Genomic DNA, 25,335 nt, shown 5'->3' with positions numbered 1-25,335 from the left:
CTGAAACTTTCAGCACTTCGGCTCAGAAGGGATACATAGCATTGCATATCACCGACTCACACCTTCCGTCGGCTCTCTGCAAGACATTGGCAATACTCTGCGTGTCTTCCTCACAGCTTATATCTTGGATTATAGCACAAGAAAACCGATTTGTCAAGGGGTTTTTGAATTTTTCTCCGCAAAAATTCATTGAACAATTCCCGCGGCTGTGATATAATACAGATAACCAAGCAATGAGACGCCCCGGAAAAGGAAGGAACAAATGAGACAGGTATCATCATCAGTCAGAACGGCAAAAACGCCCATAGGCGGCATAGAATACACCCTTGAGCGCAAGAAGGTGAAGAACATAAACCTCCGTGTCCGCAGGGACGGAACGGTATATGTTTCCGCGCCCGCCCGGGTCCCCGTAAGGGAGATAGAGAGTTTCATCGTCTCCAAATGCAGTTATATAAAGCAGGCGCAGGAGCACTTCCGCAGCCGCACCGAGTCAGCCGCAGAGGAGCGCAGATTTGCACAGGGCGCTTCGGTCATGTATCTGGGCAGTCCTCTGGAGCTTTGCATAGTGCAGTCCGCAGCGGAGAGTGTCACACTTGAGGGAGACCGTCTCATCATTTCACTGAGGGACAGCTCCGACCTGAGCCGCGGAGAACGGCTTTACGCCAAATGGCTGGACGGAAGGTGCAGAGAGGTCTTCACCGACCTGATGAGGGAGATATATCCGTTTTTCAAGGCAATGGGAGTCCCCTTCCCTCAGCTGAAGATAAGGGTAATGAAGGCGCGCTGGGGGAGCTGCCACTATACCAAGGGCATGATAGTGCTCAACCGTTACCTCATTGAAGCTCCGCGGCACTGTATCGCCCATGTAGTGGCACATGAGTTCTGTCATTTCATCTATCCGAACCACTCGCGGGACTTCTATTCCCTGCTGGACAGAGTATGTCCCCAATGGCGCAGTGCAAAAACAGAGCTTGAAAAGCTGGTAGTCCTCTGAGACGTCAGCCGCAAATCAGAATTTAACGGCTAAAATCATAACTGAAAATGCCCCTGAGTGTTTTGCAGCACTCAGGGGCATAATTTTTACATAAGTATCTGTACGGGGGGGTAATGCTCGTATCAGTTCTTCTTGATATTTGTTTCCTTCTTGCACTCGTAGTAGAACTTGTCCTCAACAGCCTTGTAGAGGTCATCAAGGTTCTCATATCCTACATAGAGAACGTCGTCGATAGAGAAAGCGTCGCCTGATACGCCGAAGAAGTTGCTGTAGCTGGGCTCGTTGTAGCTCTGAGCGTCATACTCCTTGTCGGGGTCTCCGGGAGTAAGAACGTTCTGATAGTAAGCGAAGTAGTAATAAACCTTTTCGCCCTTCTTAGCCTCTTCCTTCTTATCTTCCTTCTTCTCGGCAGTTGCCTCGGTAGCGTCTTCCTTCTTCTCGTCAGCCTTAGCGGTAGTTGTGCCCTCTTCCTTCTTCTCCTCAGCTGTAGTAGTGGGAGCCTCGGTAGTAGCCTCTGCTGTAGTTGTAGGAGCCTCTGTTGTGGGCTCTTCCTCCTTCTTCTCCTCACCCTTGAGTGTGGTAGTTACCTTGTATACATAGCAGAGAGCGTTCTTCATGCTGTAGTTCTCTTCCTTGGGAATGTAGAGGTTTACACCGAGGAGCTCGAGATCCTTGAGTTCCTTCTTCTCCCAGTTATCCTCAACGTCTTCCATGAAGCGGTCCTGAGCGTACTTGTCCATCTTATCATAGGACTTCTTGTCTATTTCTGAGATCTTTGAAGCATACTGCTGGAGTCCCTCAACGGTGTACTCCTTCTCGAATGACTCGGGGAGATAGCCCTGGCTGAAGCACTCTTCCTTAGCGCTGTCCTCGCTGTAGCCGAAGGTGACCTTTACCTTGTCACCGTTGCTGAGACCGTAGCTGGGGTCAGCATAGAATGAAACGTAGTCAACAGGGAGATCGCTGTAATCCAGCTGGATCTGACCGTCGGGACCAACGCCTGTGTAGCTTACCTCAAGGTAATCGAAGGGATCGAACTTCTTGGGCTCTTCAAGGTCCTTTACAGTGATGTTCTTATCGCTTATCTTGAGCTTGATCTTGTACTTCTTTTCCAGCTTATCAACGTCATCGTCGTTCCACTCAAAAACGATCTCGTCGCCGTTTGAGAGTTCGCTTGTCTTGTCCAGCTCGCCGCTGAGATACTTCTCAAGCTTGCCCGCAGCTCTTTCGATAGCGTGATCGTCCTTCTTGCTCTTGATACCGAAAGCCTTGAGGTTATCGGTTACCATCTTCTCATAGTCGATCTCCACATAAGCACGGGCAACGGTGTCCATGCCGTCATACTTCACCTCAACGTACTCGTTGGGATCGATAGTAGTTCTTCCGCAGCCTACCAGAATAGCGGCAATGGGAAGACAAGCCATCAGCTTCAGATCATTCTTCTTCATTCTCATATACCTCCTGTTTTTGAATAAAAATTCAAATTACATTTATATTATAACAAACATAATTCAAACAGTCAATTGACAAATATACAGTTTTTGACTTATATATATCCATGTTTTTTGCGATTTTTCACCCTTAATTGACAATTCACACTTCAGGTGATATAATAAATGTAAAAATAAAAACGAAAGGAAGGGCACAGAAATGCGTTTATGCATCGTTTCAGCTCCATGCAAGGCTTGAGGGAACTGCATGGAGAAATTCTGATACCCTCGGGCTTTGCTTACCTGACCAAATAATAAAAAGGAGCAAAGCCAATGAAAACTATAAAGGAATTAAAAAGCTATCTGTTATTATGGAGCACACAGTCACTTTCCGCCCTGGGAAGCGGCATGACGAGCTATGCGCTGGTACTGTGGCTCTACCGCGGGAGCGGCTCTGCACTGAGCACCGCTCTGCTGAGGATATGCTCATACGCGCCCTATGTACTGATGAGCATATTTGCAGGCGCCCTCAGCGACAAATGGAACAAAAAGCGAACCATGCTGACCTGTGACCTGCTGGCGGCGATAACTACGGCAGCAGCCTTCCTGCTCATAAAGACGGGACAGCTCTGCCCCTGGCATCTCTATGTCATCAACGCTGTAAACGGACTGATGAACACGGTACAGCAGCCTGCGGCGGAGGTCGCCTCCACACAGCTGGTCCCCAGGCAGCACTACCAGAAAACAGGCGGACTGCGGTCGTTCTCACAGTCTGCAAACACCATACTCACACCCATATTCGCCACGATACTCTACGCTTTCGGCGGCATAAGCACGGTCATCATCACCGACCTGCTGACCTTCGGCGCAGCCTTTTCCACACTGCTGTTCTTTATACATATCCCCGAGCCCGAAAGGACCGAGGAGAAACAGCAGTCGGTTCTGCGCTCGGCAGGAGAGGGACTTCGCTGGCTGCGGGACAATCCCCTCATAATGAAGCTCATATTCTTCCTTGCGGGGATAAACCTCATAGCCTCCGCCTACACCGCCGCCCTGCCTGCGCTTATTATACCGAAGTCAGCAAACGGTGAAAGCATACTTGGTGCGGTAAATGCCTGTGCAGGCATAGCCTCTCTGGCAGGGAGCATCATAGCCTCGGCACTGCCTGCACCGAAAAGCCGTGTAAGGCTCATATGTCTGGCGCTGTTTTTCTCAATGAGCACCGAGAATTTTCTCCTTGCACTGTGGGATTCGCCTGTAGTATGGTGTATAGGAGCGGTCTGCGGCTGGCTGTTCATACCGGTCATGGGAACGCAGCTTGACGTTATCTTCCGCAGCACTATCCCCGCGGATATGCAGGAAAGGGTCTATTCCTGCCGCAATACCCTGCAATTCTTCACTATCCCCATAGGCGGACTTTTCGGCGGCGCCTTCATAGACAGGGCAGCCGAGCCCTTCATGGCAAAGCAGTCCGCAGGCAGCTTTCTCACCGTTCTTTTCGGTGAGGGCAAGGGCTCGGGAGCAGCATTGCTTCTGGGCATACTCGGCATAGCCGGGACAGCGGTGTGCATTATCTTCACCCTGCTCCTGCGGAAGGATATGACGGACAAAAAGGTATGATAACCCCCGAAGTATAAATCATAATTTGCCGCTGAGCGAGCGGCGGCGCTAAGTTGATAGTTGAAAGTTGAGAGTTGAGAGTTAATGTGTTCGCTTCGCTCACAATATTTAAATATTGTCGACGAAGGCGACACCACAACTACTCACTATTCACTAATCACTATTCACTCAAATCAAAATTTAGCGAAGCTAAATTTTGATTTATCTTAACGTCCATGCAAAACACAAAGCCCCGAAGCACTATGAATGCTTCGGGGCTTTTCTTATTGATGATTACTTCTCGGGGAGAGAATCTATCTTGTGCAGCAGGAAGTTCTGGATAGCCAGAGCGTCATTTGAGGTCATGCCGTCAAAGCTGCCCGAGCAGTCAGCGTTCTCTCTGCCCTGCGCGGTAAGATGGCCCTTATCGCTGCCGCTGATACCGTACTTGTCGGGGTTAGCCAGAGCCTGCATGATGAGGATAGCGTCAGCCAGCTCGATCTTGGTATCGCAGTTTGAGTCGCCTGCCAGGTAATTCTTGCCCGTAGGCTTGGGACCTGTTGTTGTGGTAGTGGTAACACTGGGCTTAGTTGTGGTGGTGGTAGTAACACCGGGCTTGGTAGTCGTAGTTGTTGTGACCACAGGCTTGGTTGTAGTTGTCGTGGTCTTGGGAGTCGAAGGCTCGCTGCCTGCCAGCTTGCCGTAAACGATACCGCAGCCTACTGTGGACATATATACCTTTCCGAACTCGTCCATATCGCCGACGATGTAGTTGCCGTTACCTGTGCCGCCGTAGAGGTGGTCTGTGTTGATGCACACCCAGGTCTTGCAGCCGTCAGTCGAGCGGTAGATACCCTCGGGATCGGAGTCCTCGGGCTTGCCATAGAAGTATATGGTATTGGGACCGCCTGCCTTTTCGGGAGCGCCGTAGCCTGCGGTCTTGCAGTAGCTTACGCCGTCGATCTTGGTTATAGTTGCCTTGCCGTCCTTGACAACAGCGTCATACATTCCGTACCAGCCGCCGCCCAGGATAAGGTGACCCTTGCCCAGGTATGCGATACGTCCTGCGCTGTCGCACTGGTCGTACATACAAACGTCGGTGTAGGTAAAGGTCTTGCCGCCGTCTGTGCTGACGCAGAACTTATACTGTGCGTCGGTAGCGTCGGGCTCGTCCTTGGAGTAATGCCATGAGGAGTTGAAGTATGTGGCATAGGCGTAAACTGTATTGGGATCATCGGGCTCTATGAGGAGCATAGTGGGCTTTGATCCGTACTGTGAGGGGATACCGATACACTTGTTCCATGTTTCGCCCCAGTTGTCGCTGTAGGAAACAGCGCCGTCGTCCTTGCCTGTATTGAAAATGCGGTACTTGCCTGCGCCTATCTCAGCGATAGCCAGCTTTCCGCCCTTTGCAGCGGGATTAAAGGAGTTCCAGGTCTTGCCGCGGTCTGTTGTGTAGTAGCCGCCGCCGTTGTCACCCTCGGCAATTCTTGCCCATACGTCTGTATTCTGAGGGCAGACAGCGATAGCTGAGGTAGAGCCCATGTTGGGCTTATACTGAAGACCTATCTTGTCCTCGGACTCATGAACGAATCCGTCATAGTCGCCGATAGCAGACAGGTCCAGACCGTCCTTGGTACTGGTGAAGTCGAGGGAAACTACCTCCTCGATACCGTCGGGGTGGAAGGTATAAACGGGAAGCTCACCCCATATATCAGTGCAGACGAATGAGCCGTTGCCCGAGGTGAGGAATGCTCTTGAGGGGTCTCTGGGGTCAAGGACCATAGCGCCTACCCAGTGGATAGCCTTGTCCTTTATCCAGTCATAGCCGCCTGTCTGGATATAGTCAGCCTCACAGGGCTGGTTCCAGCCTTTTTCCTTGCCGGGAGTGATACCCTCCCAGGTCTTGCCGCCGTCAGTAGAGCGGAAGAACTGGTCGCCCCATGCAACAGCGTCTCTGTCCCAGGCGTCGGCAGAGTACATCTGACCGGCCCACACACCGCAGGTAGTAGCGATAAGGTGATCGGGGTTCTTGGGGTCGGGGTATATCTCACCGAAGCCGTTGCCCGAGGGAGAAATATCCGTAGCCTTGCCTGCCTTGACGTCGTACTTGTAAGCGCCGCCCGAGGTTCCGCCGAAAGCGAGGCCTGCCATATAAGTGATGATGAGGTTGCCGTTAGCGTCAACATTTATACGTGAGGGGAAGTGATCTGTGGGGAGATCCTTGCTGAGGGCTGTGAACTTATCGTCCTTTGTGCTTGCAACGTGAACGTTTGCAGTACCCTTTATGGAAGTACCCACATATACCTTGCCGTTTGAGATAGCGATATTTGCAACGCCGTTCTGGTTATTGTAAGCGTCAGAAGTAACAGAACGTGCGATATTTTCTGTCCATGTAGGCCACTTTGTGGTAGCCTTGAAGAGTCCCAGGTCGTCATAGCCAACAACAGGCTCCCAGGTCTCACCGCCGTCGGTGGACTTGATGAGCGCGGACTTTGACTTCTCATCGGCGGTAACGTCGCCGCCTGCGTAGATGACCTTGGGGTTATCGGGGTCTACAGCAATGGACTCGCCGCACTGACGGCCGTCACCGTTGCCCATTACCTTTATAAGGTTGGTTACATTTATCTCCTTGAAGGTCTTACCGCCGTCGGTAGTTTTGAAGATAACTGTCTTTTCAGCCGAGAAGTAAGCGCAGCCGCAGAGGAAGTAAACGGTATTATCGTCGGTGGGGTCAACAGCCATAGCATCAACGCTGAGGAGACCGCGGTCAGCCTCATTGAGGAAGCCGAAGAGCTGCTCCCAGCTCTCTGTGTCATAGTTGTACTTGTACGCACCGCCAACGTCTGTTCTTGCGTACATTTCCTTCTTGCCCGTAACGATACCCGAAACGAAGCCGCCTCCGCCTATTCTGAGGGTGCCCCATTCCATCTGTGAGGAGATGTCCTTAGCTGCTGCAAAGGCATTGTTCTGTCTGTTTACAGTGCCTGAAACAGACATACAGCCTGCGCTGATAAACAACGCGCAAATTCCTGCCATAGTCTTTTTAAATGCTTTCATCTGTGATCTTCCTTTCTGCGGCGAGCCGCCGCCCCCTTTGACGTCCGCGTGTCATCGAAAGTGTGCCTGCTCCTCGACGCGGGGAGTTTTTCTGACATCGGACTGCTTCCGCCCGTTGCGGCGAGCCGCCGCCCCCTTTGACGTCCGCGTGTCATCGAAAGTGTGCCTGCTCCTCGACGCGGGGAGTTTTTTCTGACAACGAAGATCCGTCATCAATCGCGGTGGACTTCCGCCCTTTTAGTCATCCGCGCCTTATCGGAAGCGTGCCTGCTGCCTGACGCGGATGGGGAGATACTGACAGCAGCGGGCAGCCTATACGCCCTTGCTATCAGTCCTTTCATGTTTCTTTCCGACTTCATTTTAGCATTAAAAAAAGGGGGTGTCAATGGATTTCCGGCGTTATGACATTATCGGATATAATGAGAATACTATTTTGCAGAACCCAAAAATGAACAGACTTTTAAGGCGTCATCAGGGCATATACATAAAAAAAGTGCGCAGCCACACTGACTGCGCATACACAACTTATGAACAATGAAGATAAATACAACCCCTTGAAAGAAATTATCATATTTAACGCCCCGTGTTTGCTGAGAGGAGGAACGGAGCCGTCATTAGCGTAGAGGGTGATAGCGTAGCAAGGAGAGCGCATGGCACACAGCGGCGATATAAGTATAACGCACCACGACTGTAACCCCCCTGCCGTGCTGCGGCACAAACGCCCTCACTTATCTACTATCACGATATATACTTATCATATCCCGTAATTATTATATCATAACCTGTTCCACATGGTTCAACAAAAAACGGGACTTTTTTCATAAATTTTGAAAAAATTGTAAAAAAGCTGTGAATTTGCGGATTTTCCGCTGCCAAAAACAGGCTTCTTTCCCGCCACAGGCAAAAAAACCTACAAAAAGAAACAATAAAATTCTTTACAAACAGTGCACAATGTGCTACAATGTAAATATATATTATTTTTTAATGAACAGGGGGCGTTTATATGGAGATAATCTCCCATCTGATCTCCTATAACTTTATCTCGACAGCCATGATAATCGGTATTATCATAATGCTCATCGAGAACCGCAAGGAAAGCCCTCGCGGCTCCGAGCATATTGCCGTTACGGTAGTTCTCCTGTCCATAATCGTGGTAAACACGGAGCTGAAGGAGTGGTTTTTCGCCACTGCCTATGACAGCACCTTTGACTACAGGGACGATGCAGCCATATGGTTCATGTACATAAGATCAGCCGTGGAGCACATACTGTTCCCCGTCATCGCCTATGTACTGCTGATGATGATAGCCCCCATAAAAGCGCGTTACCTTTCCTTCCTGCCTGCCACTGTGCTGATAATAGCAGAAATAGTAAATCTTCTGGGGCCTAAGATAATATTCAGATACGACAGGCACCTGGGCTTCCATGACGAGCTGCTGTTCCTGCTGCCCTACTTTGTGGGAATGCTTTATCTGCTGCTCCTGCTGAGATACTCCATCATGTTCCTGAAGGAGAAGAAGCTGAGCAAGGGAATAGCGGTAATATTCATCGTATTCCTTACCATATTTGAATGTTATCTTGAGGCAGCCTATATAGTCGTTGACCTTATGGACGAGATAGTTGCCCTTGATGTTATCATATACTATTTCTATCTGGTAGCTATATATCAGACCGATACCAAGGTCAAGCTCCGTACCAGCGAACTTGAGCTTGAAAGGAGCCGCCGTCTGTTGACTCTCTCACAGATACAGCCCCATTTCATGTACAACTCTCTCACCTCTATCATATACCTCTGCGACAAAGACACCGAAAAGACCAAGAGCGCTCTCATAGATTTCTCAAAATACCTGAGAAAGAACGTAGATGCCCTCAGCCGTCAGGGACTTGTCTCTATAAAGGAGGAGCTTGAGCACACCAGAGTCTACCTCTCCCTTGAGAAGCTCCGCTTTGATGAGGATCTTAATGTGGAATTCGACATCAGGGACGATATGTTCATGCTGCCCGTACTGACTCTCCAGCCCATGGTGGAAAACGCCGTAAAGCACGGCATAAACAGCTCGGAGAGCGGCTGCGGCACCGTAAAGGTCATGACTATGGACACAGGAAACTACCACAGGATAACCATTACCGACAACGGCGCAGGCTTTGACCCTGCAACACTTGAACAGCTTGACGAATCCCATGTAGGCATAGCCAACGTCCGCAAGCGTCTCAGCGACGAATGCGGCGGCGAGCTCATAATACACAGCGTTCCCGACATAGGAACGGAATGTACCATACTTATTCCGAAGGAGAATGGCAATGAAAATACTGGCAATTGATGATGAAAGATACGCCCTCCAGATGCTGGTAGAGACCCTTCACAAGGTCAGACCCGAAGCGGAGATCATCCCCTTCCGCCGTGCCTCCCAGTTCCTTGAATACGAGGCAAAGGACACCTTTGACGCCGCCTTCCTGGACATACGCATAGGCAAGATGTCGGGGATCCAGGTAGCTATCGAGCTGAAGAAGCACTCCCCGCACTGCAATATAGTATTCGTGACCAGCTATTCCGAATACGCCTTTGCAGCCATTCAGATGCGTCCCAGCGGCTACATAATGAAGCCCTATACCGAGGAGGATATACGCAATGAGTTCGAGAACTTCCGCTATGTCCCCGAGGCAGAGAGCAAGAACAACGGCAAGCTCAGGGTGCGCACCTTCGGCAACTTCCGCGTGTTCGGCAGCGGCAATACTCCCCTAAAATTTTCGCGTACTATTTCCAAGGAAATATTCGCCTACCTCATAGACCAGTGCGGCTATCCCGTCACCAGCAAGGAGATAGCAGCCGATGTCCTTGAAGTTGAGGACTTCGACCGCCCCACTTCAAAGAAGGTCTCGCAGTATGTCTCCGACCTGATAAAGGACCTAGAAGCCGCAGGCTTCAGCAATGTCATCATCAAGCAGAACCGCCAGATACAGGTGAACAAGGAGGCTGTGGACTGCGACCTCTATGACCTTTTCGCAGGTGACACCAACGCCCTCAACTCCTACCACGGAGAATACATGATAGACTATTCATGGGCAGAGATAAGCGACTCTGCCGAAAGGATAAAATCCCTTTAAGGAGGCTGGGACTATGTCCGAAAAAAGCATCATATTCCGCAAGATGTGCGCCGCCAGCGACGCCGAGCGTGACGCAGGTCTCACCACACCTCCCGGGGTGGAACGCTTTGACGATATACAGTACGGCACCGACAGCAAATGGCACCTTCTTGACGTATACAGACCCAGAGCCCTGAAGGGGAAGCTCCCCGTCATCGTCAGCTTCCACGGCGGCGGCTGGGTGTACGGCGACAAGAACGTGTACCAGTTCTACTGCATGGAGCTTGCAAAGCGGGGCTTCGCGGTGGTGAACTACTCCTACAGGCTTGCTCCCGAGGACAGATACCCTGCCCCCTATGAGGATACCAATGAGGTATTTCGCTGGCTCCTTGAAAATGCCGATAATTACGGCTTCGACACAGATAATATCTTCGGCGTCGGGGACTCCGCAGGAGCTCTCGGCATAGCCATATACGCCCTTATAGTCACAGACCCCGGCTATGCAAAGAATTACAGCTTTGCTCCCCCGGCGGGGCTGAAGCTCCGCGGCCTGGGTCTCAGCTGCGGACTTTACAAGGTCAAAGACTCCCGTACAGTCGCCACTCTCCGCGACTTTCTCAGAGACGAGGACTACCCCGGTGCACTGGATAAGCTGAACCTTATAGAGCTGGCAGGACGTGATTTTCCGCCCTGCTTCATAATGACCGCTGTGGGAGACTTTCTCCGCGGTGAAGCTCCCCTGCTGGAGCAGCGCCTTGACAAGGTGGGCGTGAAGTACGAGTCAAAGGTCTACGGCACCGAGGAAGAACCCCTGGGTCACGTTTTCCACTGCAACGTGCGGCTCCCCGAAGCTGCACAGGCAAACGACGATATGTGCGCATTTTTCAGAACGCTTATCTCAGAATGAGAATTATTCCCTGAGGAGGAGGACTTATGTGGAACGAGCTGTCCGGAATATGGCAGGCTGCCTTCAGAGAAGCCTGGGAAGCCTTTGTACAGGGAAGTCCCCCTATCGGCGCGGTGCTCTGCGGCTCAGATGGCAGGATAATAATGTGTGAACACAACAGGAACAATGAGCCCCATATCTTGAACAAAAGGCTCGCTCACGCAGAAGCAGGTATTTTAAGGCGTCTGGACACTTCGGAATATGACCCGAAAAAACTTGTGCTGTATTCGACCATGGAGCCCTGTCCCATGTGTATGGGAACTATAATAATGTCAAACATCAAAAGGGTCCACTATGCTGCTGCGGACAGCTACTGCGGAATGACACATCTGACAAGGACCGAGCCCTACTATTCATCAAAGAATGTCAGCTGCTTACATGAAGGCGGAGAGCCCGAAAAATTCCAGCTCACCATGCAGGCATATTACGAGCTGAGAAATATTGAGCAGGGCGCAGGCAGCTGTGTCTTTGATAAATTCAGGGAGCACTGTCCCTCTGCCGCAGAAACAGCCGTGAGACTATTTGCAGAAAGATGGCTTGACAAGGCTGCCGACAGCAGAACAGACGTAAGCGAAGTATACGATCATATCATGAACGGATAAAACAAAATGCCCCTGAGCCTTCAGAAGCGCTCAGGGGCTGAATTATTTTATTCGGGAAGCTCCTTGGGTAACTTGTCCCTGTAAACGCCTGTCTCGGTGACAACTCCTCTGCTGCTGCCCCTTACGGTGACAGAGCCGATACGCTCAGAGGTCACAGAGCCAAAGCTGACAAGGTCGGAGACGTCCTCGCCTTTGTAGCCCGAATAAGCGCAGAAAAGCCTTTTCTGTCCGCGGAAGTCATACTTGTCGCGGAAGGCAAGAGCCTCAGGAGGATCGTAGAGAAAGCGCATATCCAGGTCGAAGTACTTGTGGCGGACTATTTTCAGCGCAGTAACGTCGCTGTCCGTCAGTTCAAAATCCCCGTAGGTGCCGCCCATATTCGCCATGTGGTAACCGCTGGCGAGACGGCTGTCGGTGAGCTCCGTACCAATGTAGAGCAGCTTCTCTCCACTTAGGTCAAAGCTGACGGGAGCCGCCGCAGGGCTTATCATCACCGTGTTGGTGCCCCTTATATAGGGATAAGTGCCCTGGAGCTTGTAGGCGAGATTTGCCGCCGCGTCCCACATGGAGGTATTGGGTCTTACGTAGATATAGCTGCTGTCGTCGGCGTTGTACTCATGGGTGACATAGGGCAGAGTATAGAAGCTGTCCATGAGCCGGTTGAAGGACATATTCATTTTCAGTCCCGGCTCTATCTGGTTCTGGGTGAGCAGGGAGGTAAATCCCCTTGAGCTCACATTCATGAACAGCTCCCCGTCTGCCCTCTCCCAGCGGATATTGTCCACGAGACCGTGGTGAATAGTGCTGCCGTCAATGAGCAGCAGCACCTCCGCCGCCTCCTCATAGGAGTTCCTCACAGCCCTCACCTTTGCACTCAGCGTGGTATAGGGGGTGTACATATCCTTCTGAAAAAGGAAGCTGAGTACCTTCCCCTCCGCAAGAGAGGTGCCGTCGGCAGTCTTTATAACAACAGAAACTGTCATGGGTCAGCTCTCCTCTCTACGGTCTGTTCCGTGACCACCGTCACCGACACCTCCGCCCATTCGCCGCCCTTGTCCTCGAAGGAATAGCTGAGCATACGGCAGCCCCCGTATATGAGCCCCATGTACTCCACGGTGAAGTCTGCGGCGGAGTGGACAAGCCCGTTGAAGCCCAGAATAAAGTCCTCGGGCTGACCCTGAGTGCAGACCCTTCCCGAGAAGACCAGCCTTGTGCTCCTGTAGGCGGAATTGGTAACGGCAGTGCCTCCGTCGGCGGTGGACTCCTCACTGAGCACCCTTGCCGCCGTCGCTCTGAAGCTCTCGCAGTATACGGTGATACCGCCGATGCTTACGGGAACGGCTCTGCGGCAGGAAAAAGCCGTTGCCCCGCTCATGGGCTGCTCCTTTCTATCTTCGTGATACCGCTTGCCGCCAGCTTTACGGTCAGCACAAGGCGCCGGATATTGCTGTCGAACTTAACGCTCATCTTTGTGAGCCTGCAGGTAAGTCCCGACATATCCTCCACCGCCTTTGAGATATTTTCATCGTAATAGCCGTAGAGCTGCACCATAGAATAATTCTCGGGAGCCGTCACGTTTATCTCCACCTCCGCCTTGAAGGGCACATAGACCGTATAGGGCGAATAAATGGGCGCCGAGGACTCAAAGGCGCTTATTCCCACAACAGTGAAAAAGCTCCTGCCCTTGCGCTCCACAGCCTTTGCGTCAAAGGCGCTGTAAACGTCGGTGACGTCCTGCGCCCTGAGCCTTGAAATAATATCCTGAATAATATCCCTCAGCATTACTGTACCTCCTCTCCGTTTGAAAAGCTGCTGAAAATGAAGTTCTGCGGCTTTATAAGGTCGCTGCATATCTGCATATAGTCCCTGAGCAGCAGCTTTGAATACTCATAGGCGGAATTCTGCGACTCCTTCAGCACCTTGCCTGCATAAGTGACCGCAGCCCGCTCTCTTGCGGCGAGTATCTGCTGCACCCTGTAATAGGCGATGGCAGCGGCAAGGTAATTGAGCCTTACGTCCGTGGGGTCAGCCTCGGGGCGGAGCATGGTCTCCGTCTCATAAACGGCGAGACTGAGTATCATGAAGTACTCCTCCCCGTTTTCCTCTCCCGTAAACAGCTCAAAGACCTTCTTAGCCTCATCTATATCCATAGTTTCCCTCCTATCTCATGGAAAAGCCCTCTGTGGGGTCATTTTCCCCGGTATCGGACGAGAGCTGCACCTCTGCCCTGCCCCTGCCGCACTGCTCCTCGAAGGACCTGCGAAGGGCGATGAGCTGCTTTGTGGTAAGGCTTGCCGCGGAGAGGGAAGCGATATCCGCTGCGGACCTTCCTCCCGCAAAGTAAGCCAGCCTGCGAATATCGCGGCGGAGCTCATCATCTGCCGCAGAGATGTCCTCTCCCTGAGCCTTTACGGTGTCGGCTTCGGTGTACTTCTTGGTGACGCCTGCATTTACCTGAGCAGGCACCGCCACAAAGCTCCACTCATAGGCGTCGGTGATGCCGTCCAGGACGGTGTGGCACAGCTTACCGCCGTACTTTCTGCCCTTGACGTGATTGCATGAGGTCACAGCCTTGTCATTACCGCATACCGAGCAGATACGCTTTGCTGCCGAACAGGAGATGCTGACCTCCTTTTTTATGCCCCCGTCTATCTCCGCGATGAGGTTTTTATTCTCCCCGGTGCGAACCATATAAGCCATAGCCTTCAGGTACTTGTAGGGCTCACCGACCGCAGTAGTGCGGGAGTCATCGGTGACCAGCTCCGTATCGAAAATACGGGCGTTCTGGTTGGCAGTGGTGGGATCGTGGTCGAAAATGCCCGTCTTGCCCACAAATCTCTCCTTCAGGGACTCAAGCGCCCCGTCGGAAAATCTCTCGCAGTCGCGGTCAATGTCGTTGTCGCAGAGAATGACCGAGAAGACGTAGACCTCGTCCTCGCTGAGCTTTCTCCGCGTAAATCTGTTTATTTTATCGAGAATTATATTGTCCATAATATCTCCTTTCGGAATAGACATTCAATGTAGGGGGCGATGCCCACATCGCCCCGCACTGTGCACTAACAACTGATCTCTTACTCTCCTGCCTCCACAGTGAGCACCTTTACTGCCTCGGGAGTTATCTTTCTGAAACCGCAGGTCACGGACACTGTCATCTGGTCAAGCTGACGGTCGATGAGCTTGTCTGTCTCCATGACAAGGTCGGTGCTGGTGATGAACTCCAGCGCAAAGTCGCGGTCGATACCGATGACAGTATCAGCTCCCGCAGCGGAGGTCTTGATGAGCTCCGCACCGAAGGGAAGAATGAGCCTTCCGTCGGGAGTTGCGGCGCAGTCCTTGAGCTGCTCCATAGCAGCTATCTTGGAAGCCAGCTCGGGAGAAGCGATCACCGTAGTCATATCGAAGCAGTCGAACTCGCCGTAAAGTGCAGCAAGGTCATCATAGGTGAGCGCCTCTGTGGTGATAGGCTCAACGTCCTCCACGAGCACCTCCACAGCCTTCTTCACAACTGATGCGGCAAGTCTCACACCCACGCTTCTGAGCATAACGCCGAAAACGTCAAGTCTCTGCTGGCGTATAGCCTCATATGAAGCGCTGATAAGTCTGCCGAACTTCTCAAGGACAGTAGCCTCTGCGCCCTCTCTGACCGTTGCCTCGGGGAGAGCCGTTGCCTCTGCGGTGGTGGAATAGGCTGCCTTATCGTCAAGGACACAGCCCAGATACTGGCTGCTTGCGCAGACGGTCTTTGCGGCGCATACGGACTTCAGCACCGTCTCGTCAAAGCCTTTTCTGATGCAGCGTGTCACGAACTCGGGGAAGAGGACCGCTGTCTCTGTGGTAGAGAAGAACTTCTCCACGCAGTCGCAGTCCTGACCGCTTATCCTGATGTTGAAGCGCTTGAGCTGTCTCTCAAAGGCGTCCAGCTTCTCAAGGGGAGTTCCCGCGTATGCCGAGGAGGGGTCAAGCTCCTCGAGAGCGGCTGTGAAAGACTTGCCGCTGAGATTGTAAAGACCCTTTTCAAGCTTGATATCGTTATACATAATTCATCCTCCGTTTTGATTCTTTTCAAGGCGAAGCTCAATTTCCTTCGCCTGTGCGTTTTTCAGCCTTGCCTCTGCAAGGGCTGTTTCGTCCTGTAAGTTGATGTTGTCCCACTCCACTGTGCAGGTCGCCTCTGCTCCGACAGAAGCAAGATAGGCGTTTCCCACGTCGCAGATGACGGGAGTGAGGAGTCGGCGGTAATACTCCAGCTCAGAGGTGAGTATATCCGCCTGCTGTGATGACATACGCTCCGTAGAGCTCCAGGAAAGTCCCAGCAGGAAGGGCGGTATGGACAGCTTTGCGATGAGCTGCTCAAGTATCTGCCTTACGGGCACATTGGTATCAAAGAGCTGGTTTTCGGCTCCGATGACCTTTATATCAACGTCGCCCACCGCAACAAAGTCCTTTACCTGACCGTATTTTGCCGAGTTCATTCCGTCTGCCCACTCACGGGCTATCTGCTGAGCCCTTTCGCGGGTGAACATCATGTCCGACGCCTCTCCCGAGGGCTTGTAGGTCACTGCATAGCGGATATTGCCTGCACGGTCGTAGTTCTGACCTATACACTCGTATATCCTCATGAGGATGCCGCTGAGTGACGGAAGCCCTCTGAGCAGCGAATTGCCGCCTGTCAGCTCCGCGTAGACTATGCGCTCGGGGCGAGCTATCCTGCGGCTTGTGCCGTCGGACGCCCTTAGTTCATAGCTCCTGCTGAAGGGGTCTGAGCCCGAAGATATGCGTATCTTCGATATATCCCCGTTCCAGAGCCCTGCGATACGGCGCTGCTCATTGTCGGTGACTATCTCCCCCACAGCCCTGCCGTAGGTGAGCAGGCTGTCAAGGAAGTTGTCGGCGAAGCAGCCCACCGACCGTCCCGTAAGACCTACGGGGACGCTGCCGAGGAAGCTGTCAAGCTGCTGCTGAAAGCTCTCATCGCTGCATATAACGCGGAAACCGCCTGTGAGCCTTATCATCTTCATGATAGCTGCGTCGATTATGGGAACTGCGCAGCGGAGCCTGTCATAGAGCTCCTTCTCATAGGGCTGTACTGCGGCAGGCAGCGGAAATCCCTCCGTGCAGCCGCGCTGTGCGCCTATCAATTCGGGGGCGCTTTTCGGAGCGTTCTTCTTCTGAAAAAGCTTCATAATTCCTCCTTCTTTCGTACTGAACGGCGTCACGTTCTCATCGGGCAACGGACAGCGCTATGAGCTCGCCGCCGCCCTGTGACCTGACCATATCCGCCACAAAATAGCGCATATCGTCCATTGCGTGGTCATTCTCCTTTACGGGAGCGTCCGCCCCTGCCCTCTCGTTCCAGCAGTACAGGGAAAACTCCCTGATGATGTCGCGGCAGGACTCATGAAAGCGGAGCCTGCCCTGCTTGAGCGCCGTGCTGACCTGACGGATACCCGATATAACGTCGTTATCCGCCTTTGCCACGGGGAATTTTCCGTGGCGTCTTATGCACTCGATAAAGCTGGCGGCAGAGGGGTCAACTATGACCTTTTCCACGGCTCTGTCCCCTGCCAGCTCCTCAAGGGCGGCGTAGTGCTCCTCATCGGTGCGGGAAGAGCCTTCCCGTCGGGAGTCGTAATAATACTCCCTGAGCCTGTACCAGACTCCGCCGCTGAGTCCCCAGAGCCCGAAGGACGAGGGATTTACGGTGCCGTAATCGCAGGAGATGACGTATCTCTCGCAGTCAATATCGCCGCTGAAAATGTGCTTCTCCGCGCTGAACATGGGATAGACCACGCCCTGTGAGGCGGTCCATTTGCCCAGCACGAAGCGGTCGTAAAAGGTGCCCGAGTACATACGCTCATAGCGCTCCCTGACCCTCTTTGTCAGCGAAGGATTGTCCTCCATGGTGAAGTGAAGGTACAGGGCGTTTTTCTGCCTGAGCTTCTTTATCCACTCATTGTAGAACCAGTGGGAGGGATTGTCGGGATTACAGTTGAACCACATTTTCGAGCCGCTGACGGAACATCGTGCAAGTGCCTGCTCCACGAAGGAGCGGGGCATGAGCGCAACCTCGTCGAAGAATACTCCCGAGAGAGTCATTCCCTGTATCAGCGCCGCGGAGCCCTCGTCCTTGCCGCCGAAAAGGTACACCCTGTTGGTGCTGCCGAGAAAGGTCATATCGAAGTAGTTCCTGCTGACCTTTTCCGTTATGGTATAGCCGTACTCGGTCAGCAGCGGCAGCATGGGCGTTATCACATTCCTGCGCAGGGAGGTTATGGTCTTGCCGCACATGGCAAAGGAGCTCCCCTTGAAGCACTTGCTCGCCCAGAATATAAAGCCCAGGGACATGGAAAGAGTCTTGCCGCTTCGCACCGCTCCGTCGCAGATTATGGCATCGCGGTCGCCGTAGCTGCGCATATTCCACCACTTCATGGCGAGGAGCTGCTTGTGTGAGAACTCAGTTATCATCATCGCTCTCCCCCTCAGCAGTCAGCGCCTTTATGAGGCTTTCCGCCTTATCGCGGTCATTGAAGGCGTTCTCCAGCTCGAAAAGCTTCTCCAATGCCTTCAGCCTGTCAAACAGCTTCACCTCGACTCCTCCGCCTTTTACGCGCTTTATCTCCGAGACGTTGAAAAGGTCCAGCCTGCCGATGACCTCCGCAGGGGGAAGCTCATCGGCAAAGACCAGATACACCGCGTCGGTGCAGCTTCCGAAGGCAAGACGTTTAAGTCCCGCGGCTACGGTGCCACTGTCGGCAAGGAGCCCGCGAAGCTGTGATATGAGCTGTCGGCACTCCTCTGTCCTGAGCAGCTCTATACCCTCGGAAAGGGCGGTCTCACGGGGGAAGCCTGCCCTGACAGCCGCCTCCTCGACGCTGCCCAAAGTTACATAATTGCAGCAGAAAGAGTTCAGCCTTGCTTTTGTGTTTCTGTTCAAAAAAATATGACCTCCTTTCGGTTATGAACGAAGACGCCGTTCATAAGTAGTCCGGAAAGGGGGTCAAAACAATGGAAAACCGTTGTATAACTGAAAAAAAGTTTTTGACTTTGTATACCTGCACAAATCAGAACATCCGTTTCTGTGCATAACCTATAAAAAATCCCCGGATATTACTACCCGGGGACGCGGTTTATTTCATAATGTGAAGAATGAGCAGCACCACACCTGCGGCGAGGACTGCCGCGCCCATGCCGATCACAAGCGGCGCCGACTTGTACTGCCTTTCAAGCTCGGGATCGTTCTCCATCTCCTCGATCATGAACACCGTTGGGTGCATGGGATCGACCTTGATGACGATGGAGTCCCCAGGGCGGTAGGGGAACATCTTCGAGGGCAGGCTGGTGTAAAAATAGCCCTCTGTGAGCTTTCCGTTCACGGTGTACTCCGCGTAGAGAGTGACTGCGTTGCCGTAATTGTACCTTTTCGTCACGGGCTTCAGCTTCGTCACCACCGCGTCAAAGCGCTCAAGGTCTCCCTCAAGCATTTTTCGCTGGACTCTGGTAACGATGCCGAATGCCATCAGTATCACGCCCACAAGAATAAGGGCAAGTGCCCATGTGTATAGTTTGTCCATGTTATCCTCCTTTTACTTATTTATATGGAGCTGACGCCCCTGCATTTTCACCATTACCGTAATATCCGCTCGTTTTTGCGGAACGTCGTTCCATACGTACCGCGGTTTGTCTTTTCGTGTGGCGGGACGCCGAGGGCGGCGTCCCCTACAATTGATCATTCAAAATTTTACGGCTATTAGCGGGCGGCGAAACGCCGCCCCTACATATAGCGTTTTTCCTCGGGCGCACACTGTGCGCCCATTCTATGCACTAAGCACTAACAACTGATAACTAAAAAGGCGGACTTTTTAAGTCCGCCTTTTTCATTGGGCTCAGCCCATTACGATCTCTACTTCGTGTGTGCCGCTCTCGCATACGGGGATAACATTTCCCTCTACTGCCTTGCCGTCAACTGTCATTGTCTTTACGCCCTTGCAAACGTGCTCGGGGTTCTTGACTGTGATGTTGAAGGTTGCGCCGCGGAACTTACGGACTGCTGTGAAGCCGTCCCACTCGTGAGGAATGGAAGGATCTACCTTCAGACCGTCAAACACAGGCTGTACACCGAGAATGTACTGGGAAATAGCTACCATGTTCCATGCAGCTGTTCCTGTGAGCCATGAGTTCTTGCCCTGACCGAAGTTCTTTGCGTCCTTACCGCCGATCATCTGACCGTATACATAAGGCTCTGTCTTGTGGATATCAGATGTCTCCTCTGTGAATGCGGGAGCTATCTTGCTGTAATACTCAAATGCCTTGTCACCGCGTCCGACGTAAGCCTCTGCGCAGATGATCCATGCATTGTTGTGTGTGAAGATACCTGCGTTCTCCTTGTATCCGCCGGGATATGTGGAGATCTCGCCGTACTGTATATAATACTTTGTGAATGCAGGGTTATTGAGAACGAGACCATACTCGCAGTTGAGGTACTTGTCGATGGAGTTCAGAGTCTTGATGTCTGCTCCTACGTCCTTACCGATCTCTGACATTACTGCGAAGCCCTGGGGCTCGATGAAGATCTTGCCCTCCTCGCACTCCTTGGAGCCCATCTTCTCGCCGTTTGCGTCATAAGCTCTGATGAACCAGTCGCCGTCGAATGCGGATTCCATTACGTTCTTCTTCATCTTGTCGATCTCAGCCTGAGCCTTTGCAGCCTCGTCAGCCTTTCCGAGATGCTCAAGGATCCCTACGAATGCAGGACCTGTGTATGTGAAGAGTGCTGCAACGAATGCGGACTCAGCAACCTTTGAGTAGCCGCCCTCTGCTGCGAACTTGGGGTTGGTGTAGGTCTGGAAGGACTCACCGGGTGTGTCTGAGAAGCATGAAAGGTTGATACAGTCGTTCCAGTCAGCTCTCATTGCAAGGGGAAGACCGTGAGGTCCGAGGTTGTTTACGATGTGATAGAAGGAAACGTTGAGGTGCTCAAGCATTGTGTGCTTGCCGTTGGGATCATCATCAAAGGGAACGTTTGCGTCCAGAATGCCCCAGTCGCCTGTCTCCTTGATATATGCTGCAACAGAAAGGATCATCCAGAGCGGATCGTCAGAGAAGTCGCCGCCGATGTCAGCGTTGCCCTTCTTTGTAAGAGGCTGGTACTGGTGGTAGCAGCCGCCGTCTGAAAGCTGTGTTGAAGCGATGTCGATAAGTCTCTCTCTTGCACGCTCGGGGATCTGGTGTACAAATCCGAGGATATCCTGGTTGGAGTCACGGAAGCCCATGCCTCTGCCGATACCGCTCTCGAAGTATGAAGCGGAACGTGAAAGGTTGAATGTTACCATACACTGATACTGGTTCCAGATATTTACCATTCTGTTTACCTTGTCATCAGGTGTGTTTACATTGAAGATTGAGAGGAGATCGTTCCATGTGTTGCGGAGCTCCTCAAGTCCTGCTGCTACCTTCTCGGGAGTGTTGTACTTCTCGATCATTGCATAAGCCTTCTCCTTGTTGAGGACCCATGTCTCTCTTGTGAGGAGGTTTGCAGGCTTTTCAGCAGCGAACTTCTTGTCCTGGGGGTTCTCAGCGTAGCCGAGGATATAGATGAGTGTCTTGGACTCGCCGGGAGCCAGTGTCACCTTCTTGTAGTGAGAAGCTACAGGTGACCAGCCGTCAGCAAATGAGTTTGCGGGCTTGTCTGCCTTTACGGTCTCGGGGTTGTCCCAGCCGTTGTAGATGCTTCCCAGGAAGGCATCACGGTCTGTATCGTAGCCGTCGATAGTATCGTTTACAGTATAGAAAGCGTAGTGGTTACGTCTGTCTCTGTACTCTGTTACGTGGTAGATAGTTGATCCTTCGATCTCAACACGGCCTGTGGAGAAGTTTCTCTGGAAGTTTGTGCAGTCGTCCTGTGCGTCCCAGAGACACCACTCAGCGATGGAGAAGATGGAGAAGCTCTTTGCTTCCTTGCCATCGTTGGTGAGAACTACCTGCTGAACTTCACCGTCGTAGTTCTGGGGAACAAAGAATGTTACCTCAGCCTTCAGGTCGTTCTTCTTGCCTGTGATAACGGTATAGCCCATACCGTGGCGGCACTCGTAGAAATCGAGAGGTGTCTTCACAGGAGACCAGCCGGGATTCCAGATGGTTCCGTTGTCGTTGATATAGAAATAACGTCCGCCCATATCAAGGGGTACGTTGTTATAGCGATAGCGTGTGATACGTCTGAGGCGTGCGTCCTTGTAGAAGCAGTAGCCGCCTGCTGTATTGGAAATAAGTGAGAAAAATCCCTGATTGCCGAGGTAGTTTATCCACGGATAGGGAGTCTTAGGGGAATTGATAACATATTCCTTCTTAGCGTCGTCAAAAAATCCGAACTTCATAATATTACTCCTTTATTTTTGGTGACAAAGCGGACAAAAAGCCCACATTTGTAATATTATACCACATTTTCATTTATAATACAATAGATTATTCCAAAATTGCTGTGTATTATTTTCTGACCAATTTTTGTGCAATATGCCTTACGCTCATTCCTCAAAGGAGAAAAGTTCCTCAACGGTGGTGTGGAACACTGCCGCTATGTCCATGGCAAGCTTCAGTGACGGATTATATAGTCCCTTTTCAAGGCGGATTATGGTCTCGCGGCGGACTCCCACCAGCTCCGCAAGCTCCCCCTGCTTCATATCATGCTTTGCACGGTATTCCTTCAGTTTTGTTTTCAGCTCGGGCATTATTCTTCCTCCGTATCTTTGTTTGACACAGCGTCAAAGCATATGAAAAGAAAGCTTCGCAGTCCAATGGCACTCATTACCGTTATCCAGCAGAGATCAGAGCAGATAAGTCCCTTGTAAAAATAGTCGTTCACGATAACCGCAGCAAACAGCACTGCAAGCACCGCAAACAGTACTATCCGGTTTGCTCTTGCAAGGTTGTACCGCACCATTTCGTCCTTTTTCTCAAGTTTATAGAATATGGACTGGACTGCCGCCTGCAATGCTGCAAATATAGCCATTCCCAGGAGTATGGAAAGCTTGTCGCCGTATTCCCTGCCCTGTATCTTATGAAAAACAAATAGCATTACAGGGACCAGCGCTATAACGAATATCAGTCTGTGAAAATCACTGTATGAAAACTTTTTCTTCGCCTTTTCCATTATTCTTCCTCCTCGCTGTCCGTGCGGTCAAGAAGCACGAAAAACAGGCTCCTGAGCCCTGCTGTAAAAAGGCATACCCCGAACAGGAGACAGGCTGCATTTGAGCCGTCGATGGTGAAGCTTGCTCCTGTTGCGGCAAATATCAGCTCAATAATGCCGCCGACAATTATGAGTGCTCCTGCCGTAAGTCTGCCTGCCTTGTACATTATCTGACGTGCAAGCTCGTCCGCCTGCTGTATGGTGTGTCCCTTTATCATGGCGAAAAACTTAACACACATGATAAGCTCGATAACGGCGGCAGCTGCCAGAAGTACGGTAAGTACCGCAAAATTATGTCTGTTTATCATCGCCATGCCCAAAAAGGTGAAGGAACCCAGCAGATAACCTGCAGCTGCAAATTTATGATAGCTGTGGAGCTCCACCGCAGGCTTTTTTGCCGTGGTATCGGCTTCAAATAAACTTCTTATGCTCATTATTCTTCCTCCTCTGCCTTGGGAGTTCTGTCAAGCCATAGGAAAGTAATGTTCTTGGCTGCTAAGAATACTCCGCACAAAAAGGCAGCGAATATACACACGTCACTGCCCTCGATGCTGTAATATTCAAAATGCCTGTGGTTTCCGTGCAAGTGCATGAAAATACCAACGAGCAATGCTGCGCAAAGCTCAACTCTTACTGCGATATCTGTGGCTTTCAGCATGAGTTCACGGGAAAGCTCGTCACTTGGCTGCTTTTTGTACTTCGATGACATAGCACAAAAAAATACGATCCCAATGAGGATAAGCGGAGACAGCACATTGATAATATGATGAAATACTCTGGTGTGGTATATCTTTTCAAGCATTCCGCAGATAAACAGTATTATCATCACCATAGATGATACGAATTCCGATAAAGCCTGCGCTTTCTGTGACATCATCTTTTTATTCATAATGATCACTCCTTTTGTGTGATGTATTCATCACTTTCTGTGACAATTATATCACCCATATCAGAGAATGTCAATAGAAAAAGTGACAAATCCATCACTTTTGGAGGAGTGTACAAATAACACACTCTCTTTTTGCAAGATGTGATGTATTTGTCATATAAAAACGCAAATGCAGGGACGACCGGTGGTCGTCCCTGCATTTATCAAAGCTTTGTGAAAAATCTTTCGTGAGTCTCGAAAACATCTCCCGGCTTTACCTCGCGGTAGCCCGTAACGTCGGCAGGCAGGCTCAGATTGGGAGCGTCTATCATTGCGGTCATGGGCTCGGGACAGAAGTAATGGTTGAAGCCGCGGTCATTCCAGATTATCCAGAAGCCGTACTCCTCCGATACCTCATAGCAGAGCTTCTTGCCGCTGGCGATGTCCTCAGCGATAACGCCGTGGAACTTCTCGCCGTCAAGGTCGGCATACTCAGCAAAATACATCTCGTTGTCAACTACCTGAAGAACGGGCTTCTTCACGCCGTTCTTATACTCCAGGTCGTGCATGGTGGGCACCTTCAGGTTCTCGGTGGGCAGGCAGCGCTCGTTGAGCTCACACCTCTTGCCTATTGGCACTGTCAGGCGTATATCCTCCTCCCTGGCGCCGTCAACAAAGGGAGAATTGATAGTTGTATGTGATGCCAGCGACATGGGAAGCACCTTCATGCCGTCGGTGTTGATGAAGCGGATATTCTGCTCCAGTCCCTGTGCGGACAGTGTGAATGTGTACTCGGCTGTGAAACGGACGGGAAGATATTTGAAGAACTCGTCCTTCTCGTCATAGACATAGCGAGTCTTTACCCATGCGCAGTTGTCATCGGCGCTGTACTCCACTACCTCGTGGGCTCTCTTGTGGAGGAAGCCGTGTATGTGGTTGTTGTAGGGAGCCTTTTCGTTTACGGGAAGCTGATACACCGCGTCGGAGGTCTTCAGTACGCCGTCTGCAAAGCGGTTGGGCAGGTAGAGTGTGGGGAGTCCCCATACCTCTGCGGACTGCTTTATGGTGTCGGCAGTGTTGTCCTCGCTGAAGCGGAAGAACTCCAGTCCGTTTGTGTTGTCGCGGAGACGGATAACATTGGAGCCTATCTCGTTAGCTACCCATGCTTCGTATCCTCCTGCGCTGAGCTTTACGCAGGTAGTTCCCTTCCATTCAAATAATTCTGCTGTGTTTGCCATTTATATCACTTTCCTTTCGGATTTTTATGTCATCTGTAAGTTAAATTATAATTTACATTTGTAGGGGACGCCGCCCTCGGCGTCCCGTTGGGCGTGTAATATATCTCGCGGGACGCCGAGGGCGGCGTCCCCTACATTAGCTAACGGCTAAGGGCTAAGGGCTCAAATCATAATTTTGCTCCGCAAAATTATGATTTGTCAGTCCATTCGGTTCTCCATGTCGGTGTACTCGCGCATGGGAGATATTGCCTTGTAGGCAGGACGGATTATCTTGTTGGAGTTGATGAGCTCCTCAATTCTGTGCGCCGACCAGCCTGCTATTCTCGATGTTGC

Annotated in this window: 25 protein-coding genes and 1 other annotated feature (1 of these 26 only partly in view); of the genes, 6 read left to right on the top strand and 19 right to left on the bottom strand. The window is 51.6% G+C overall.

Translation table 11 applies throughout. From position 1 onward, the window contains the following. Nucleotides 1-123, bottom strand: a binding site (T-box leader) (it extends 121 nt beyond the left edge of the window). A 139-nt stretch (nucleotides 124-262) separates the two neighbouring features. Beyond that, complete coding sequence (locus T488_RS0106475) at nucleotides 263-994, top strand: M48 family metallopeptidase (protein ID WP_028520085.1); 732 nt, start codon at nucleotides 263-265, stop codon at nucleotides 992-994. Nucleotides 995-1,116: 122 nt separating this feature from the next. On the opposite strand, the gene T488_RS0106470 is transcribed toward T488_RS0106475, so the two are convergent. Continuing rightward, nucleotides 1,117-2,442, bottom strand: coding sequence for a hypothetical protein (locus T488_RS0106470; protein WP_028520084.1), 1,326 nt, complete (start codon nucleotides 2,440-2,442; stop codon nucleotides 1,117-1,119). 315 nt (nucleotides 2,443-2,757) lie between these two features. Here T488_RS0106470 and T488_RS0106465 point away from each other — a divergent pair, with 315 nt between their 5' ends. Beyond that, nucleotides 2,758-4,044 carry an MFS transporter gene (locus T488_RS0106465; protein WP_028520083.1) on the top strand — a complete coding sequence of 429 codons (1,287 nt, stop codon included), beginning with the start codon at nucleotides 2,758-2,760 and terminating at the stop codon, nucleotides 4,042-4,044. A gap of 273 nt (nucleotides 4,045-4,317) precedes the next feature. Here T488_RS0106465 and T488_RS0106460 read toward each other — a convergent pair whose 3' ends face one another. After that, on the bottom strand, nucleotides 4,318-7,083 hold the full coding sequence (locus T488_RS0106460; RefSeq protein WP_028520082.1) for a 1,4-beta-glucanase: 2,766 nt from the start codon (nucleotides 7,081-7,083) through the stop codon (nucleotides 4,318-4,320). Between the two features lie 1,003 nt (nucleotides 7,084-8,086). On the opposite strand from T488_RS0106460, the gene T488_RS18670 reads away from it, so the two are divergent. From T488_RS18670 to T488_RS0106440, 4 genes are read left to right on the top strand one after another with little or no spacing between them, the layout of a single operon-like run. After that, the gene (locus T488_RS18670; protein WP_051536378.1) at nucleotides 8,087-9,403 is read left to right on the top strand and encodes a sensor histidine kinase; all 1,317 of its coding nucleotides are present in this window, start codon (nucleotides 8,087-8,089) and stop codon (nucleotides 9,401-9,403) included. Further along, the gene (locus tag T488_RS0106450; RefSeq protein WP_037297363.1) at nucleotides 9,384-10,187 is read left to right on the top strand and encodes a LytR/AlgR family response regulator transcription factor; all 804 of its coding nucleotides are present in this window, start codon (nucleotides 9,384-9,386) and stop codon (nucleotides 10,185-10,187) included. The genes T488_RS18670 and T488_RS0106450 overlap by 20 nt, the downstream gene beginning before the upstream one ends. A 13-nt stretch (nucleotides 10,188-10,200) precedes the next feature. Beyond that, the gene (locus tag T488_RS0106445) at nucleotides 10,201-11,073 is read left to right on the top strand and encodes an alpha/beta hydrolase (RefSeq protein ID WP_028520080.1); all 873 of its coding nucleotides are present in this window, start codon (nucleotides 10,201-10,203) and stop codon (nucleotides 11,071-11,073) included. 26 nt (nucleotides 11,074-11,099) lie between these two features. Then, nucleotides 11,100-11,714 (top strand): nucleoside deaminase, encoded by a 615-nt coding sequence (locus T488_RS0106440; RefSeq protein ID WP_028520079.1) that lies wholly within the window; start codon nucleotides 11,100-11,102, stop codon nucleotides 11,712-11,714. A 47-nt stretch (nucleotides 11,715-11,761) separates the two neighbouring features. On the opposite strand, the gene T488_RS0106435 is transcribed toward T488_RS0106440, so the two are convergent. The 17 genes from T488_RS0106435 to T488_RS19565 form a co-directional block, all read right to left on the bottom strand. Then, nucleotides 11,762-12,697, bottom strand: coding sequence for a hypothetical protein (locus T488_RS0106435; protein WP_028520078.1), 936 nt, complete (start codon nucleotides 12,695-12,697; stop codon nucleotides 11,762-11,764). Beyond that, nucleotides 12,694-13,089, bottom strand: a complete 396-nt coding sequence (locus T488_RS0106430) for a hypothetical protein (RefSeq protein WP_028520077.1) — start codon at nucleotides 13,087-13,089, stop codon at nucleotides 12,694-12,696. The genes T488_RS0106435 and T488_RS0106430 overlap by 4 nt, the downstream gene beginning before the upstream one ends. Then, nucleotides 13,086-13,496, bottom strand: coding sequence for a hypothetical protein (locus tag T488_RS0106425; RefSeq protein WP_028520076.1), 411 nt, complete (start codon nucleotides 13,494-13,496; stop codon nucleotides 13,086-13,088). The genes T488_RS0106430 and T488_RS0106425 overlap by 4 nt, the downstream gene beginning before the upstream one ends. After that, complete coding sequence (locus tag T488_RS0106420) at nucleotides 13,496-13,864, bottom strand: hypothetical protein (RefSeq protein WP_028520075.1); 369 nt, start codon at nucleotides 13,862-13,864, stop codon at nucleotides 13,496-13,498. Before T488_RS0106420 ends, T488_RS0106425 begins: the two co-directional genes overlap by 1 nt. A gap of 10 nt (nucleotides 13,865-13,874) precedes the next feature. Beyond that, entirely contained in the window at nucleotides 13,875-14,705 is an 831-nt protein-coding gene (locus T488_RS0106415) for a hypothetical protein (RefSeq protein ID WP_051536377.1), read from the bottom strand. A gap of 80 nt (nucleotides 14,706-14,785) precedes the next feature. Continuing rightward, nucleotides 14,786-15,751, bottom strand: coding sequence for a hypothetical protein (locus T488_RS0106410; protein WP_028520073.1), 966 nt, complete (start codon nucleotides 15,749-15,751; stop codon nucleotides 14,786-14,788). A gap of 3 nt (nucleotides 15,752-15,754) precedes the next feature. Beyond that, nucleotides 15,755-16,897, bottom strand: coding sequence for a hypothetical protein (locus T488_RS0106405; protein ID WP_028520072.1), 1,143 nt, complete (start codon nucleotides 16,895-16,897; stop codon nucleotides 15,755-15,757). Nucleotides 16,898-16,934: 37 nt separating this feature from the next. Next, nucleotides 16,935-18,182, bottom strand: coding sequence for a PBSX family phage terminase large subunit (locus tag T488_RS0106400; protein WP_028520071.1), 1,248 nt, complete (start codon nucleotides 18,180-18,182; stop codon nucleotides 16,935-16,937). Continuing rightward, entirely contained in the window at nucleotides 18,169-18,648 is a 480-nt protein-coding gene (locus T488_RS0106395; RefSeq protein WP_028520070.1) for a terminase small subunit, read from the bottom strand. The genes T488_RS0106400 and T488_RS0106395 overlap by 14 nt, the downstream gene beginning before the upstream one ends. A 193-nt stretch (nucleotides 18,649-18,841) precedes the next feature. Further along, on the bottom strand, nucleotides 18,842-19,285 hold the full coding sequence (locus tag T488_RS0106390; RefSeq protein ID WP_028520069.1) for a DUF3592 domain-containing protein: 444 nt from the start codon (nucleotides 19,283-19,285) through the stop codon (nucleotides 18,842-18,844). Nucleotides 19,286-19,597: 312 nt separating this feature from the next. After that, on the bottom strand, nucleotides 19,598-22,084 hold the full coding sequence (locus T488_RS0106385; protein WP_028520068.1) for a GH36-type glycosyl hydrolase domain-containing protein: 2,487 nt from the start codon (nucleotides 22,082-22,084) through the stop codon (nucleotides 19,598-19,600). 147 nt (nucleotides 22,085-22,231) lie between these two features. Beyond that, entirely contained in the window at nucleotides 22,232-22,435 is a 204-nt protein-coding gene (locus T488_RS0106380) for a helix-turn-helix transcriptional regulator (protein ID WP_019680258.1), read from the bottom strand. Then, nucleotides 22,435-22,857: a hypothetical protein gene (locus tag T488_RS0106375; RefSeq protein ID WP_028520067.1), complete on the bottom strand. Its 423-nt coding sequence runs from the start codon at nucleotides 22,855-22,857 to the stop codon at nucleotides 22,435-22,437. Before T488_RS0106375 ends, T488_RS0106380 begins: the two co-directional genes overlap by 1 nt. Next, nucleotides 22,857-23,330 carry a hypothetical protein gene (locus tag T488_RS0106370; protein WP_028520066.1) on the bottom strand — a complete coding sequence of 158 codons (474 nt, stop codon included), beginning with the start codon at nucleotides 23,328-23,330 and terminating at the stop codon, nucleotides 22,857-22,859. The genes T488_RS0106375 and T488_RS0106370 overlap by 1 nt, the downstream gene beginning before the upstream one ends. After that, the gene (locus T488_RS0106365; protein ID WP_028520065.1) at nucleotides 23,330-23,785 is read right to left on the bottom strand and encodes a hypothetical protein; all 456 of its coding nucleotides are present in this window, start codon (nucleotides 23,783-23,785) and stop codon (nucleotides 23,330-23,332) included. Before T488_RS0106365 ends, T488_RS0106370 begins: the two co-directional genes overlap by 1 nt. 203 nt (nucleotides 23,786-23,988) lie before the next feature. Beyond that, nucleotides 23,989-25,002 (bottom strand): aldose 1-epimerase, encoded by a 1,014-nt coding sequence (locus T488_RS0106360; RefSeq protein ID WP_028520064.1) that lies wholly within the window; start codon nucleotides 25,000-25,002, stop codon nucleotides 23,989-23,991. A gap of 198 nt (nucleotides 25,003-25,200) precedes the next feature. Further along, a partial coding sequence (locus T488_RS19565) for a citrate/2-methylcitrate synthase (RefSeq protein ID WP_155267173.1) occupies nucleotides 25,201-25,335 on the bottom strand: 135 nt, incomplete at its 5' end.

Source organism: Ruminococcus flavefaciens ND2009 (genome assembly GCF_000621785.1).
Classification (GTDB): domain Bacteria; phylum Bacillota; class Clostridia; order Oscillospirales; family Ruminococcaceae; genus Ruminococcus; species Ruminococcus flavefaciens_C.
Note: the sequence above shows the minus strand (reverse complement) of the source record. Positions and strands in the feature narration are given on the sequence as shown.

Bases quoted from the DNA above. Each gene is read 5' to 3' on its own strand.
- T488_RS0106470 (WP_028520084.1), bottom strand. From the start codon at position 2,442: ATGAAGAAGAATGATCTGAAGCTGATGGCTTGTCTTCCCATTGCCGCT.
- T488_RS0106415 (WP_051536377.1), bottom strand. From the start codon at position 14,705: ATGGACAATATAATTCTCGATAAAATAAACAGATTTACGCGGAGAAAG.
- T488_RS0106365 (WP_028520065.1), bottom strand. From the start codon at position 23,785: ATGAATAAAAAGATGATGTCACAGAAAGCGCAGGCTTTATCGGAATTC.
- T488_RS0106360 (WP_028520064.1), bottom strand. From the start codon at position 25,002: ATGGCAAACACAGCAGAATTATTTGAATGGAAGGGAACTACCTGCGTA.
- T488_RS0106465 (WP_028520083.1), top strand. From the start codon at position 2,758: ATGAAAACTATAAAGGAATTAAAAAGCTATCTGTTATTATGGAGCACA.
- T488_RS0106435 (WP_028520078.1), bottom strand. From the start codon at position 12,697: ATGACAGTTTCTGTTGTTATAAAGACTGCCGACGGCACCTCTCTTGCG.
- T488_RS0106430 (WP_028520077.1), bottom strand. From the start codon at position 13,089: ATGAGCGGGGCAACGGCTTTTTCCTGCCGCAGAGCCGTTCCCGTAAGC.
- T488_RS0106445 (WP_028520080.1), top strand. From the start codon at position 10,201: ATGTCCGAAAAAAGCATCATATTCCGCAAGATGTGCGCCGCCAGCGAC.
- T488_RS0106390 (WP_028520069.1), bottom strand. From the start codon at position 19,285: ATGGACAAACTATACACATGGGCACTTGCCCTTATTCTTGTGGGCGTG.
- T488_RS0106475 (WP_028520085.1), top strand. From the start codon at position 263: ATGAGACAGGTATCATCATCAGTCAGAACGGCAAAAACGCCCATAGGC.
- T488_RS0106400 (WP_028520071.1), bottom strand. From the start codon at position 18,182: ATGATGATAACTGAGTTCTCACACAAGCAGCTCCTCGCCATGAAGTGG.
- T488_RS0106385 (WP_028520068.1), bottom strand. From the start codon at position 22,084: ATGAAGTTCGGATTTTTTGACGACGCTAAGAAGGAATATGTTATCAAT.
- T488_RS0106405 (WP_028520072.1), bottom strand. From the start codon at position 16,897: ATGAAGCTTTTTCAGAAGAAGAACGCTCCGAAAAGCGCCCCCGAATTG.
- T488_RS0106440 (WP_028520079.1), top strand. From the start codon at position 11,100: ATGTGGAACGAGCTGTCCGGAATATGGCAGGCTGCCTTCAGAGAAGCC.
- T488_RS0106450 (WP_037297363.1), top strand. From the start codon at position 9,384: ATGAAAATACTGGCAATTGATGATGAAAGATACGCCCTCCAGATGCTG.
- T488_RS0106380 (WP_019680258.1), bottom strand. From the start codon at position 22,435: ATGCCCGAGCTGAAAACAAAACTGAAGGAATACCGTGCAAAGCATGAT.
- T488_RS18670 (WP_051536378.1), top strand. From the start codon at position 8,087: ATGGAGATAATCTCCCATCTGATCTCCTATAACTTTATCTCGACAGCC.
- T488_RS0106460 (WP_028520082.1), bottom strand. From the start codon at position 7,083: ATGAAAGCATTTAAAAAGACTATGGCAGGAATTTGCGCGTTGTTTATC.
- T488_RS0106370 (WP_028520066.1), bottom strand. From the start codon at position 23,330: ATGAGCATAAGAAGTTTATTTGAAGCCGATACCACGGCAAAAAAGCCT.
- T488_RS0106425 (WP_028520076.1), bottom strand. From the start codon at position 13,496: ATGCTGAGGGATATTATTCAGGATATTATTTCAAGGCTCAGGGCGCAG.
- T488_RS0106420 (WP_028520075.1), bottom strand. From the start codon at position 13,864: ATGGATATAGATGAGGCTAAGAAGGTCTTTGAGCTGTTTACGGGAGAG.
- T488_RS0106410 (WP_028520073.1), bottom strand. From the start codon at position 15,751: ATGTATAACGATATCAAGCTTGAAAAGGGTCTTTACAATCTCAGCGGC.
- T488_RS0106375 (WP_028520067.1), bottom strand. From the start codon at position 22,857: ATGGAAAAGGCGAAGAAAAAGTTTTCATACAGTGATTTTCACAGACTG.